Raw genomic sequence first — 13309 nt, 5'->3', positions numbered from 1 at the left:
ATGGATTGCATGGGCGGGTGCGGAGAGCGGGGAAAATGAAGGCTGAGATATTTCGATATCGGGTGGAAATGCCGGCCGCCCAGCGAGAGCAGCCGGCTATAGTTTTGCGCCAGAAGCGGCCGGCCCTTGCTCTGCTATCCCAACACCGCCTGAAGTATGACGATCGCGAGAAACGAGAGGCCAATGAACGCGGCGACCCAGATGACCAGGCGATTGGCCCTTGCCAACACGGCAGGTCTGACGTCCCGCTTGGGGTGAAACCGCTGCCGCCGCTTGAGAGTGGTATGGGACAAGCGCTTTTGTGCCTCTGCCATTTATCACCTCCCTTGGCTCACTAGCCATTGTGCAGCGCTGTGCATTTCCTCAATCTAGCACGCTTGGCCAGCGGATTGCCAACCCGTGATCATCCTTGCGGCCAAGGAATTCGTCGACGATGGTTTCGTGTAGAGACGCCTATTGAATTCGAACCCGAGTAGCGTCAGCACCGCCATCCTGTCCTGCGAACGGCGGCGTCATATCGAACCGGCCGCTTCGATATGACTTCGAAACCGGAAAAAGATGCGGATCGTCGATCAGTCTTCGACGGTATCGTCTTCGCCAGCGGTCAGATCCGCGACCGGGACGAGGAACACGACGAACTCGTCCTCGATGGTCCGTTCAGGATCATCGTCGAATTCATAGGCGTGCTCGACTTCGCTTGCTTCCTCGGTGGTCGCCTTGCGCAGGCTCAGGGCCGCTTTGCGGTCCCAAAGAGGCCTGCCTTCGGATTCCAGGACGGTCAGATCGTCGCGAAAGTCTTCCGCCTCGAAGAAATGCGTCGCTTCCTCGTGATTTTCCGAACGAAAACTGGCAACGGCACGGCCGGCGATTTCAACGGTAAAGTAATCCATCCATCTCTCTCATTTTCATCCGGGCGACAGTGCTGCCGCACGGTATTGGCATTCCGCACCTGGCCGGTGGCCGATGCGGCGTGAGGAAACTGGGCATTTTGGAATGTCCAGGGTGACGTATTCTAGCAGATCTCATCCGGGCAATGGATGAAAAGATACCATTGCGGGGGCGGTTTCGTTCGGAGGCACGGCAACAAAAAGCGGCCCGGTTTCCCGGGCCGCTTGTATGTCGATGCCTCAAGAGCGCTCAGATGAGCTTGGCGAAAGCGACTGCCGTGTCGGACATGCGGCTGGAGAAGCCCCACTCGTTGTCGTACCAGGACAGCACGCGCACGAAGTTGCCTTCCATGACCTTGGTCTGATCGGTTGCGAGGATCGAGGAGTGGCTGTCGTGGTTGAAGTCACGGGAGACGAGCGGCTCGTCGGTGTAGCCGAGGATACCCTTCAGCTTGCCGTTTGCAGCAGCCATGATGGCTTCGTTGATTTCGCCAACGCTGGTCGCCTTCTTGGAGACGAACTTGAAGTCGACGACCGAAACGTTCGGGGTCGGAACGCGGATCGAGGTGCCGTCGAGCTTGCCTTTCAGATGCGGCAGAACGAGGCCGACTGCCTTGGCTGCACCCGTCGAGGTCGGGATCATGGAAAGGGCGGCCGCGCGGGCGCGATACAGGTCCTTGTGCATCGTGTCGAGCGTCGGCTGGTCGCCGGTGTAGGAGTGGATGGTGGTCATGAAGCCGTGGTCGATGCCGACGGCGTCGTCGAGAACCTTCACGACCGGCACCAGGCAGTTGGTGGTGCAGGACGCGTTGGAGATGACCAAGTGCTCCTTGGTGAGCTGGTCATGATTGACGCCGAAGACGACCGTCAGGTCGGCACCATCGGCAGGCGCCGAGACGATGACGCGCTTGGCGCCGGCCGTCAGGTGAGCGGCAGCCTTGTCGCGGGCGGTGAAGATGCCGGTGCATTCCATGGCGATGTCGACGCCGAGCTCGCGGTGCGGGAGCGTTGCCGGATCCTTGATCGCCGTGACCTTGATCGGCTTGCCGTTGCCGACGATGATCGTGTCACCCTCGACCTTCACCGTGGCCGGGAAGCGGCCGTGGATCGAGTCGTAGCGCAGCAGGTGGGCGTTGGTTTCAACCGGGCCGAGATCGTTGATGGCGACGACCTCGATGTCGGTACGGCCGGATTCGACGATGGCGCGAAGGACGTTGCGGCCGATGCGGCCGAAACCGTTGATGGCAACCTTGACTGTCATGTTCATTCACTCCCGATAGAGTAGGGCCCGATAGCGAGGGCCTGGAATTGAGGAGATGGAGAGCGCCTCAAGGCGCCCTCATTAAAGCTTTGCTTCCGCGGCCGCAACGACGGCGTCGGCGGTGATGCCGAAATGCTTGTAAACTTCCTTAACCGGGCCGGAAGCGCCGAAGCTCTTCATGCCGATAAAGGTGCCTTCCGGTCCGATGAACGCATCCCAGCCTTCGCGAACGGCGGCTTCGACGGCGATTTTGACCGGCGAGTTGCCGAGGATTTCCTTGCGATAGGCTTCTGGCTGCTCGAAGAACAGTTCCGTGCAGGGAACCGATACGACGCGGACGGTGACGCCCTTGGCTTCGAGTGCCGTACGAGCCGCAACAGCGATTTCGACTTCGGAGCCGGAGGCAAAGATCGTCACCTTGGCGTTGGGATTGCCGGCGAGGACATAGGCGCCCTGTTCGCATAGGTTCTTTTCGCTGTATTCGGTGCGGGCTGCGAGCAGGTTCTGACGCGTCAGAGCAAGGCCCGAGGGACGGTTGTGCGTCTTGATGGCGATCTGCCAGCATTCCGCCGTTTCCGTGGCGTCGGCCGGACGGAAGACCATCAGGTTCGGGATGGCACGCAAACCGGCGAGCTGTTCGACGGGCTGGTGCGTCGGGCCATCTTCGCCGACGCCGATCGAGTCGTGCGTCAGGACGTGAATGACGCGGATGCCCATCAGCGAAGCAAGGCGGATCGGCGGGCGGCAATAATCCGAGAAGATCAGGAAGCCGCCGCTGTAGGGGATGAGGCCGCCATGCAGCGCAATGCCGTTCATGGCAGACGCCATGCCATGCTCGCGGATGCCCCAATGCATGTAACGGCCGGCGAAATCCGTCGGGGTGATCGAATGCATCTGGCTGGTCTTGGTGTTGTTCGACGGCGTCAGGTCGGCGGAGCCGCCGAGTGTTTCCGGCAGGAAGCCGTTGATGACCTCGAGCGCGTCTTCCGAAGCCTTGCGGGTCGCAACCGTCGGCTTGGTCTCGGCGAGCTTCTTCTTGTATGCGCTGATTGCGGCGTCGAAGCCTTCCGGCAGATCGCCTGCCATGCGGCGGGTGAACTCGGCCCTGGCCGGAGCCTTGGCGAGGCCATCTTCCCAGGACCTGACGAGGTCCACCGAGCGGGCGCCAGCCGCACGCCAGCTGTCAAGGACCTCCGACGGGATGACGAAGGGTTCGGCTTCCCAGTTCAGCGCCTTGCGGGTGGCCGCGATTTCCTCGGCGCCGAGCGGGTTGCCGTGGACCTTGTGGGTGCCCTGCTTGTTCGGGGCACCGAAGCCGATGATCGTCTTGCAGGCGATGAAGGTCGGGCGGTCGGACTGATGGGCAGCTTCGATCGCGTCGGCGATGGCGGCCTGATCGTGACCGTCGATCTCGATGGTGTTCCAGTGTACGGCCTTGAAGCGGGCGATCTGGTCGGTGGAATCCGACAGCGAGACGGCGCCGTCGATGGTGATCGAGTTGTTATCCCAGAACAGGACGAGCTTGTTGAGCTTCAGGTGGCCGGCGAGCGCGATGGCTTCATGGCTGATGCCCTCCATCAGGCAGCCGTCGCCGCAGATCGCATAGGTATAGTGATCCTGGAGATCGGAGCCGAACTCCTCGCGCAGCTTGCGCTCGGCAATCGCCATGCCGACGGAATTGGCAATACCCTGGCCGAGCGGTCCAGTCGTCGTTTCGATGCCGGTGGCATGACCATATTCCGGATGGCCGGCTGTCTTCGAGCCGAGCTGGCGGAACTGCTTCAGATCTTCGATCGTCATGTCAGGATAGCCAGTCAGATACAGCAGCGAATAGAGCAGCATCGAGCCATGACCGGCCGACAGCACGAAGCGATCGCGGTTCGGCCAGTGCGGCTTCTTCGGATCGAACCTCAGATATTTGGAGAACAGGACCGTCGCCACGTCAGCCATGCCCATCGGCATACCCGGGTGGCCGGAGTTCGCCTTTTCAACGGCGTCCATGGCGAGAAAACGGATCGCATTCGCCATCCGGTCGTGTTGTTCGGGAGAGGTCATGGCTTTTCCGCAAGTTCCGGGTGTCGGGGGGATGGCCTCGAGCCTCCAAGACCATCGAGTGAAAGCGGCAGAGACATAGCAGTTGGGACGGGCAAGTCAATAAATGGCAGGCCAAATCCGGGCGGGCAGCAGCGATTTTTGACATTTGATCGGGCGATTGTACAAATGACGAATCTGATGTGACGGACATGTGTAAAACGCTCATCCACAGGATAGGCTGGCGGACAGGTGACAGGATTTATTGACGGGCCGTCGGCGAACTGCATATCCTTTTGACATCGCAGGATCGGCGCGGAGTGACGATTCGCGGATCCTGCGCGGGAATCGGAAAGGCATGATGCCCACAGGCAAAACCATGGAAGCAGCGCTCAACGAGTTGAGACAGGCGATTTCGAGCCTCGAAAACGCCGTCGAGATGCGCGTCGAGCGGCAGCGAGAGCAGGGCGAGATCGAGGGCGAGGTGCGGCGTGTACACGCCGACCGTTCGCGGCTGGCGCAGGAGCTCGACCAGGCCGAATTCCGCGCCAACCGGCTGGAAGAGGTCAACCGCGAGGTATCGCGGCGGCTGGTAACGGCCATGGAAACGATCCGCGCAGTTCTGGATCGCTGATAGAAAGAGTTTGGCATGGCGCAGGTGACGGTAACGATCGACGGCAAGGCCTATCGCATGGCCTGCGAGGAAGGGCAGGAGGATCACCTGACCGATCTCGCCACCCGCTTCGACCGCTATGTCGGCCATCTCAAGGGTCAGTTCGGGGAAATCGGTGATCTCAGGATCACTGTCATGGCCGGCATCATGGTCATGGACGAGATTGCCGAGCTGACGCGCCGCGTCGCCGGGCTGGAATCCGAGCTCGAGTCGCTGCGCGGCAACCGCGATACGGTGCTTGCAGCGACCGCCCGAACCGAAGAAAATCTTGCGGCAGCGCTGAGCGAGGTGTCGAGCCGAATCCGCAGCATCACCGACAAGCTGAACGGCCGGTCCGCACCCGAACTCAATTGATCTCAATTAAATGGCGGCAGGCTTCTGTCGCCACTGGCGCGTCAGCGCAAACGACCTTATATATCGCCATGCGGTCTGCGCCTCTCGACAGGAACCACAATCCCTGGGGCCATACTCGATCCAAAGGGAGCTGTCCCTGGCCAGGCCCGTGGGCCTGGACACACGGCGCCCACCTACGTTTGTAGGCACCCAGGATCGTAAACATCCACCGGTGGTCGTGGATCGCACCCTTCCCTTTTATCGTCGGCAGGGATCCCGGATATGGCGGGCGAACGCGTGGTTTGGGCGTCCACCCTTCAGTGCATCCGTTACTTCTTCAGGCCTGGAAGGGTGACCTGGAAGACCTGGAATATGGTGTCGACGTCGGCACCGCCATCTGCCTTGTAGGCTGCACCCACCTGGAAACCATCCTGCGTCAAGAAGTCGTTGTCATTGGCGACGAACAGGAAGTAGTCGTCCGGCAGATTCGGGTCGAGAACGCTCACCAGACCCATGGCTTCCCATTTTTCCGACAGATTGTTCTTGTCGTTCGGTGCGCCGTTGTGCAGGCCGAAGCGGGCGAGGTCGACCTTGTCGTTGAGGTCGATGAAGGGCGTCAGCGTCGCCGGCGTCAGCGAGGGATCGACGACGCCCTTCGGCGCTATCGGCCTGCCGGCGTCGAAATCGCTGGCGGCGATGTCTGTCGCATTCGAAATGTCGACGATACCGACCTTGCGGTAGAGCGAGGTGTCGCCCTTCAGGCCCTGGCCGTTGCCGCTGTCGCGGGCGAGCATCAGGAAAGTCTTGTCGGACAGGGCGACGATTTCGCTCTCAGCGGCAATCGTCGTCTTGTCCTTCGCATCCTTGAAGACCGGCAGCGGCACGACATATTCGTGCACCAGTTTCAGATGATCGGGATCGGCGGCGTCATAGATCATGGCGCGGGTATTCTGCCGGGTCGAGCCGGAGTCGCCGCCGTCCTGGCGCGCCGCCGACTGCAGCATTGATATGATGAACTTGCCATCAGGCGTCATCGCCATGCCTTCGAGACCCTGGTTGTTCTGGCGGCCAGTCTCCGGATCCTTCGGGTCCGGAGCGGATGCGCCGGGGCCGGGATTGTTGGAGGCAAAGCTCAGCGCCCCCTTGCGCATCGGCAAAAGCGCCTTCGGCGGCTGGGTGGCCGACAGCAGGTGGCCGTCGGCCGAAAAGTGGTAGATGTAAGGACCATATTCGTCGCTTACGAACATGGTGCCGTCGGCCATGCGGATGATGGCTTCATTGTCGAGCGCGATCTTGCCGTTTACCGCTTGCGGCAGCGGCGGAAAATCACCGGCAGCGGGGCGGACGCCGGATTCCGGGTCGAGACCAGTCATGTCGCCACCCTTGTCGTCGACGAAGAGCATGGAATCGACGAGCTTTGCGTCGACGCCAGACTGTTCCTTGCCGGCCCCGGGTGTCGCACCCGGAGCGGTCGGCTTCAAGCCGATCGAGATGGTGTTCAGGCGCGGCCGGTAATCGGCGGTGCCGACGGCGTTGTAACCGCGATCGGGCAGCAGGTAGAGCGTGCCCTTGTAGCCGGCGCCGTCGCGGCTCCAGGCGGCGGGATCGACCGCCATGCCCGAGCCGGAACCAAAGGTCTCGCCGAATTTGTCACGCTGGTTGGCCGCAATGCGGCCAATGCCGACGAGGCCCTTGTTGACGAAGATGAGGCCACCGACGGTGGCGGAATTCTCGGCCATTGCGACGACTGGCAAGGCGGCGGATGCGGCTAGAACCGCGGCGAAGAGCGGCGATGCGTATGGTCTGACATTCTTCATGGAAATACCCTCTCGGTCAAAAGCGCTCTCGAAACGGCTTCCCGCCCGCAGGCTGGACACCGCTTCAAATGACACCCCCGCCTTGGATTCGATTTCCCGATGGCACAACACGCCCTGGAATTCGTCGCCCATATCCCCGGCAGACGGTCTATGACGGGATCATGATATCTGGATGACGCTTTTCAGCGAAAAGGCCATGCCGAGAGAATGTCGGGCTTTCGCATGGCCGCATTCCAGCTCGCGCTCTATCCGACCGGATAAGGCCCTTCGGCAAAGACCTCGTCGTGGTAGCCTTTAGAGCCGACGTCGAGTGCCAAGGGGCTTCGCCATTCCCTGTTGTCGCGCAGGCAATCGAGCACGAAACGGAAGTCATATCGCGGCTGCCAGCCGAGTTCCCGTCTTGCGCGTTCGTTGACATAGACGCGGTCGAGCGCCGGAAACATCTTCCAGCCGCGTGATCCGTAGAGGGCGCCCGCATCCGGGAACAGTCGCTCGACGACCTGAGGCGCATCGTGTCGGATCGCAGCAAGATCGCCCAATGAAAACGGCGTCGTAGCCGAGACGATGTAGCGGCCAAAGCCGATTGCCGGCGCCTTTTCGAGCGCCAGCAGATGGGCGCCGACCACGTCGCTGATATCGACGCGGCGGTTAAGAAGCTCGTTGGCCTGGGCATTCTCTGCCGAATAGCCGTTGCGAATGTCAGGATCGTCGTCGTTTTCGGGAAAGAAACGCGACGTCCTGAGAATGACCATCGGCAGGCCGGACTTGCGGGCGAAGAGTTCGCACAGACCTTCGGCGGCGAGCTTTGTCACGCCGTAGATGTTTTTCGCGACGGGGAGTACATCCTCGGTCACCCATGCTGCCGGTTCGCCGGCAGCCGGCGTCAATGCCGCGCCGAAGGTGCTGGTGGTGCTGGTGAAGACGAAGCTTGCAACGCCTGCGGCGACCGCTTCTTCGAGCAGGTTGAGTGTGCCGGCGACATTGGTGTCGAGGAAATCGTAATTGTCGTGGGTTGCCACATGCGGCTTGTGCAACGTCGCGGCATGGATGACGTGGCTGATGCTCGACATCGCCTGCCTGATGAAGGCGCGATCATTGATCGAGCCGACCATGTCGGTGAAAGCCGAGGGCTTGATATCGATGCCGCGCACCCAGCGGCTTTCCGCCCTCAAGGTTCGCATCAGCGCCTCGCCCAGATGGCCGGCACTTCCCGTTATCAGTATCGTCATCACATCGTCTCCTGACCCTTCGGCGGCGGACGCTATAAAGGCTAAGGTTTCCGGACAACGCATAAATTATGCATGGGGATGCAGGAAAGCTTGAGGCTTAGCCGATGGTCGTGACAAGGCGGCCGGCGCTGCCATCGGAAAGCATGATCCGTTCCCAGGTCACGCGGCCGGCGGCGATCGGCAGCAGCGCATTGCCGTTGGCGCCGGTATCGAGGGTCAGCGACGAGAGCCTGCCCTCATGCCAGCCGCACTCCTCCAGCGACTGCTCGGCGGCGGCGATCTCGGCGGAGGCGTAGGAGAACAGAGAACGGCCGAGAAAGGCGCCGAGCGGCGCCCGCCACTCCGCTTGCCGCGGGCGAGAGGCGGCGAGCAGCCGGTGGGTGCGGTCGCAGATCAGATGCACCGGCCGGACGGAATCCTCGACCAGCCGCTTCAGCGCCGTATCGACTGCTTCATGTGGCGGCGCGGCGAAAATCCGCTCCAGCTTGATGGCCTGTTCGACGGGCAGGGCGAGTTGATCGCGCTCCCAGCGCGAGACGGTCGCCTGGTTGACGCCAAGGAGTTCGGCGAGATGGCCTTGCTTCATGCTGCGCAGCAGCCGCATGCGGCGTATGCCGGCTCCTGATATCGTCATCCGTCTGATCCCCGTTTTTGGTAGCATAAGGCTTCGGCAGACCGGGCGGCAAGGCCGGTTTACAGCCGCGTCATTATTCGGGCTGACCTTCCAAGTCGCCTTTCAGCCGGTCGAGGATGGAGAGCGCATGGCCGGCATAGACGCTGATCCAGCGGTCATAGATGTGCTTGATCGGCAGGCTGTTCAGGTGGTTCCAGCGCTCGCGACCTTCCTTCCTGGCGACGACCAAATCGGCCTCCTCCAGCACCTTCAGATGCTGCATCACCGTGCAGCGGTCCATCTCCGGAAACATCTCGCAAAGGTTTCCTGTGGTTCTGGGGCCATCCTTGAGCAGATCGAGGATGTCGCGGCGGCGATGATGCGCCAGCGCCTTGAAAACCGGGTCGTCGGCTGATTCGCTTGACATGTTATATTTTTATAACATAATGATGCCAGGCACAATGGAGAAGAGGAGAAGTATCATGTCTCTCGGAATCCGCGTTTCCGGCCGCATCGGCCGTCCCGTTGCAGAGGTGTTCGATGCCGTCGTCAATCCGAAGAAGCTCAGCAGCTATTTCACCACGATCGGTGGGGCGAGCGCGCCGCTCGTGAAGGGCACGACGGTGACCTGGTGGAAGGATGCGCCAGTCGAGGTCGTCGAACTCGTGCCGGAAAGCCGCATCGTGCTGCGCTGGGATGGCGGCACTGGCGAGGACGAGGCAAGATACAAGACGATGGTAGAGATGAACTTCAAGCCGCTGGAGGATGGCGGCACGCTGGTGACGATCGCCGAGACCGGCTGGCGCGAAGACGATGCCGGCCGGCGCGGCACCTATCTCAATTGTGAAGGCTGGACGCAGATGCTCTGCTGCATGAAGGCTTTCGTTGAATACGGCATCAATCTGCGCGAGGGCATGTTCCTCAGCGAAATGAAGGGTGAGCCGGCCAGCGCGCCGGACATTTGACGATACGTCGATCTCAGCGAGGTCGGCGGGTGCAATCGTCGCATTCACCGATATCACCGAGACTTTGCTTGCCTGTCACACTGCGGGTGCTAATTTCCGGATTCGATACTTCATTTCGGTTTCCAGGAGATTCATTATGCAACTTGGCATGGTCGGTTTGGGCCGCATGGGCAATTATATGGTCCAGCGCTTGATGCGGGGCGGTCACGAATGCGTCGTTTACGACGCCAGGCCGGAAAGCGTTGCCGAACTCGCCGGCCTCGGCGCGACCGGCAGTGCTTCGCTCCAGGAGTTCGTCTCGAAGCTCACCCATCCGCGCGCGATCTGGCTGATGCTGCCGGCGGCGATCGTCGACAAGGTGCTGGCGAGCCTGATGCCGCTGCTCGAGAATGGCGATATCGTCATTGACGGCGGCAACTCCTACTACCACGACGACATCCGCCGCGGCGCCGAACTCATCACCAGGGGCATCCACTATGTCGACGTCGGCACCAGCGGCGGCGTCTTCGGCCTCGAGCGGGGCTATTGCCTGATGATCGGCGGCGAGAAGGGTATCGTCGAACACCTTTCTCCGATCTTCGCAACGCTGGCGCCCGGTGTCGGCAAGACGGAAGCCTCGGCGAACCGGAGCGCCGAAGCGGCTGCTGCCAGCACCGCGGAGCAGGGTTACCTGCATTGCGGCCCGCATGGCGCCGGTCATTTCGTCAAGATGGTGCATAACGGCATCGAATACGGCCTGATGGCCGCCTATGCCGAAGGTATCAATATTCTGAAACATGCCAATATCGGCGCCGCCTCGCACGAGGCCGATGCGGAGACAGCGCCGCTCGCTCATCCGGAACATTTCCAATATGATTTCAACCTGCAGGATGTCGCCGAAGTCTGGCGCCGCGGCAGCGTGATCACCTCCTGGCTGCTCGATCTCACGGCCGACGCGCTGCATGCCGATCCCGCGCTTTCGAAATATGCCGGCCGCGTCTCGGACAGCGGCGAAGGCCGCTGGACGATCATGGCGGCAATCGACGAAAGCGTGCCGACGCCGGTGCTGAGCGCTGCGCTTTACGGCCGCTTCTCCTCGCGCGATAACGACGAATTCGCCAACAAGGTACTGTCGGCGATGCGCGCGGGCTTCGGTGGCCACGTGGAAAAACCGGTCGCGAAATCCTGAAACAATTAAAGGCGCTGTAGAGCGCCCGCCGTCATAGCTGAGGCCGCCAGTCCCCGAATTCAGGCCCTGAATTTGAGATCGACGGTCCCTCTGCTCCACCGCCTGCCTTCCCGATGATCTTCGCCTCCACCCTCCTTGCTGACAGCGCCGGTCGAGGCTATCGATGCTGTCGAAAGACGTTGGCCTTGCATCGGCGGTCGGCGGCCCATCGGAGGACGGCAATGAAGCGTGGCGTGGCAGGGATCTCCAGGGTCGTCCTATTCTGCATAGTGGCGCTGTCCGCGCTTTTTTCGGCAGTCCCGCCGGGTGCTGCGCAGACCCCACCTGCGGGTCCTGTTACGGCAGGTCCGCCGGCCGAGGTGCGTCAGATGATGGAACTGATGCAGACGCCTCAGGTCAAGCAATGGATGTCGACGCAGATGGCGGCGGCGCCCGCGAGCGATTCCGCTGCCGGCGACCAGATGTCGGTCTTGTCAGGTCTGCTCCAGCATGCCCGCCGGCACGTCTCGATGGTCTCCGATGCGGCGATGATGCTGCCCTCACAGGTCGGCAATGCTTCCTCGCTGTTCTTCGGTGAAATCGCGGCAGCCGGCTGGCCGCGCATGGCGGCGCAGTTTCTGGCGATTTTCCTGCTCGGCACCATCGTCGAGCGCATTGCCCGCTATGCCTTTCGCCGCCGCCGCCAGGCGGCGCAGATGGCGGGCATGCATCTTGCCCCGCGCGTCATCCCGGCGCTGATCTTTGCCGTGGCGACGGCGCTTGCTCTTCTCAGCGTCAGCTGGCCGCCGGTCAGCCAGAGCATCGCGATCGTTTGCGTTGTCGCGCTCGTGGTCCAGCGCTTCACGATTTGCCTCGGAGGCGTCCTGGTCGATCTCATCGGGTTGGCGCGGATTGAGGAGGAACGGCAGGGTGTCACCACTGCGATCATGCCGGCGCGCGCGGTTGCATTCTTCTGGTATCGACGCTGTGCGACTTTCGTCATCTATTTCATTTTCGGCTGGGCGGTGATCCAGTCGATGGAGCCGCTCGGCTATTCCTCGAGCGTGCGGCTCCTCGTCGGCTATATCCTGGGCATCGGCCTGCTGCTGATCGCGATCGCGGCGGTCTGGTCGCGGCCGCACAAGGACGAGAGGCGCGGTCACGGGACCTCCTGGGCGCTTACCGTCTATTTCCTGGTGCTCTGGAGCCTCTGGGTCGCAGGCTTCAACTGGCTGCTTTGGCTCGGCGTCTATGTGCTGCTGCTGCCGCGCGTGCTCGCCGTCTCGACGATTGCGGTAAAATCGCTGCAGCAGACCGAAGCGAGCTTCCTTGCCACGCGCCGCATTGCAGCCGTGCTGCTTGACCGGGGTGTGCGGGCGCTGATCATCGCCGTCGCCGCCGTCTGGCTTGGGCATATGCTCGGCGTCGGTGCCGATACGATGGCCGCCGGCGAAACGATGATCGACAAGATCGCGCGCGGCGTGATCGGCGGCATCGTCATCCTGCTTGCCGCCGATCTGCTCTGGCATGTCATCAAGGCCTATATCGACGGCAAGCTGCTCGATTCATCCGTGGATGGCGGAGCAACGGATGAAGAGAAGGCCAAACGCGCGCGGATACAGACGCTGTTGCCGATCTTCCGCAATATTCTCGCCGTCGTGATCGCCGTCATTGCTGCTCTGATGGTGCTCTCCGGCCTCGGTATCGAGATCGGGCCGCTGATCGCCGGCGCCGGTGTCGTCGGCGTCGCGGTCGGTTTCGGCGCTCAGACGATCGTCAAGGACGTCATCAGCGGCATGTTCTATCTCTGGGACGATGCTTTCCGCATTGGCGAATATATCGAAAGCGGCAGCCATAAGGGCGTGGTCGAGGCCTTCAGCCTTCGCTCGGTGAAGCTCAGGCATCATCGCGGTCCGCTGACGACGGTGCCGTTCGGTGAACTCGGCGCAGTGAAGAACCTCAATCGCGACTGGACGATCGACAAGATCAGCCTCAACGTCAAATACGACACAGATCTCGTCAAGGCGAAGAAGGTGATCAAGCAGATCGGCCAGACGCTGCTCGAAAATCCGGAATTCGGTCCCCATATCATCGAGACGCTGAAGATGAAGGGTGTCGAGCAGTTCGGCGAATTCGCCATCGAAATCCGGCTGTCGATGATGACGAAGCCAGGCGAGCAATTCGTCATCCGCCGCAATGCGCTGGCGATGATCCGCAATGCCTTCCAGGAAAATGGTATCGAATTTGCCGTGCCGACGGTGCAGGTGGCGGGCGACCGCGACGCGGAGGTGGATGCTGCCGTCGCGCGCTACGCCGCGCATGCGCGGGCGGCGGGCGAGCCGGCGGCCTGAAC

General features: G+C 61.8%; 13 protein-coding genes and 1 other RNA gene. 6 read left to right on the top strand and 8 right to left on the bottom strand.

Annotation, left to right across the window (positions count from 1 at the left end):
* Positions 1-134: 134 nt before the first annotated feature.
* From N1937_RS18385 to tkt, 4 genes are all read right to left on the bottom strand, one after another.
* Complete coding sequence (locus N1937_RS18385; RefSeq protein ID WP_162119434.1) at positions 135-314, bottom strand: hypothetical protein; 180 nt, start codon at positions 312-314, stop codon at positions 135-137.
* 258 nt (positions 315-572) lie between these two features.
* Positions 573-890: a hypothetical protein gene (locus N1937_RS18380; protein ID WP_017968139.1), complete on the bottom strand. Its 318-nt coding sequence runs from the start codon at positions 888-890 to the stop codon at positions 573-575.
* Between the two features lie 247 nt (positions 891-1137).
* Positions 1138-2148 carry a type I glyceraldehyde-3-phosphate dehydrogenase gene (gene gap / locus N1937_RS18375; RefSeq protein WP_024323244.1) on the bottom strand — a complete coding sequence of 337 codons (1011 nt, stop codon included), beginning with the start codon at positions 2146-2148 and terminating at the stop codon, positions 1138-1140.
* An 81-nt stretch (positions 2149-2229) separates the two neighbouring features.
* Positions 2230-4203 (bottom strand): transketolase, encoded by a 1974-nt coding sequence (tkt, locus tag N1937_RS18370; protein WP_260056697.1) that lies wholly within the window; start codon positions 4201-4203, stop codon positions 2230-2232.
* Between the two features lie 334 nt (positions 4204-4537).
* Here tkt and N1937_RS18365 point away from each other — a divergent pair, with 334 nt between their 5' ends.
* From N1937_RS18365 to ssrS, 3 genes are all read left to right on the top strand, one after another.
* Entirely contained in the window at positions 4538-4813 is a 276-nt protein-coding gene (locus N1937_RS18365; protein WP_020486258.1) for a DUF4164 domain-containing protein, read from the top strand.
* A 15-nt stretch (positions 4814-4828) separates the two neighbouring features.
* Positions 4829-5206, top strand: coding sequence for a cell division protein ZapA (locus N1937_RS18360; protein ID WP_260056696.1), 378 nt, complete (start codon positions 4829-4831; stop codon positions 5204-5206).
* Between the two features lie 69 nt (positions 5207-5275).
* Positions 5276-5434, top strand: a non-coding RNA gene (gene ssrS / locus N1937_RS18355) — 6S RNA.
* 80 nt (positions 5435-5514) lie between these two features.
* On the opposite strand, the gene N1937_RS18350 is transcribed toward ssrS, so the two are convergent.
* The 4 genes from N1937_RS18350 to N1937_RS18335 form a co-directional block, all read right to left on the bottom strand.
* Positions 5515-7002 carry an esterase-like activity of phytase family protein gene (locus N1937_RS18350; protein ID WP_260056695.1) on the bottom strand — a complete coding sequence of 496 codons (1488 nt, stop codon included), beginning with the start codon at positions 7000-7002 and terminating at the stop codon, positions 5515-5517.
* Between the two features lie 245 nt (positions 7003-7247).
* On the bottom strand, positions 7248-8231 hold the full coding sequence (locus tag N1937_RS18345) for an NAD-dependent epimerase/dehydratase family protein (RefSeq protein ID WP_260056694.1): 984 nt from the start codon (positions 8229-8231) through the stop codon (positions 7248-7250).
* Between the two features lie 97 nt (positions 8232-8328).
* A complete protein-coding gene (locus N1937_RS18340; protein ID WP_260056693.1) occupies positions 8329-8865 on the bottom strand; it encodes a helix-turn-helix transcriptional regulator in 537 nt (178 codons plus the stop codon).
* A 73-nt stretch (positions 8866-8938) separates the two neighbouring features.
* Positions 8939-9271: an ArsR/SmtB family transcription factor gene (locus tag N1937_RS18335; protein WP_170262166.1), complete on the bottom strand. Its 333-nt coding sequence runs from the start codon at positions 9269-9271 to the stop codon at positions 8939-8941.
* A 55-nt stretch (positions 9272-9326) separates the two neighbouring features.
* On the opposite strand from N1937_RS18335, the gene N1937_RS18330 reads away from it, so the two are divergent.
* The 3 genes from N1937_RS18330 (at position 9327) to N1937_RS18320 (ending at position 13307) form a co-directional block, all read left to right on the top strand.
* Positions 9327-9809 (top strand): SRPBCC domain-containing protein, encoded by a 483-nt coding sequence (locus N1937_RS18330; protein WP_017968130.1) that lies wholly within the window; start codon positions 9327-9329, stop codon positions 9807-9809.
* A 136-nt stretch (positions 9810-9945) separates the two neighbouring features.
* The gene (gene gnd / locus N1937_RS18325; protein ID WP_170279788.1) at positions 9946-10977 is read left to right on the top strand and encodes a phosphogluconate dehydrogenase (NAD(+)-dependent, decarboxylating); all 1032 of its coding nucleotides are present in this window, start codon (positions 9946-9948) and stop codon (positions 10975-10977) included.
* Positions 10978-11198: 221 nt separating this feature from the next.
* Positions 11199-13307 carry a mechanosensitive ion channel family protein gene (locus N1937_RS18320; protein ID WP_170257732.1) on the top strand — a complete coding sequence of 703 codons (2109 nt, stop codon included), beginning with the start codon at positions 11199-11201 and terminating at the stop codon, positions 13305-13307.
* The last annotated feature ends 2 nt before the right edge of the window (positions 13308-13309 follow it).

This window comes from Rhizobium sp. WSM4643, assembly GCF_025152745.1.
In the GTDB taxonomy this organism is placed as follows: domain Bacteria; phylum Pseudomonadota; class Alphaproteobacteria; order Rhizobiales; family Rhizobiaceae; genus Rhizobium; species Rhizobium leguminosarum_I.
The sequence above is the reverse complement of the archived record's forward strand: the minus strand, read 5'-3'. Positions and strand labels throughout refer to the sequence as shown.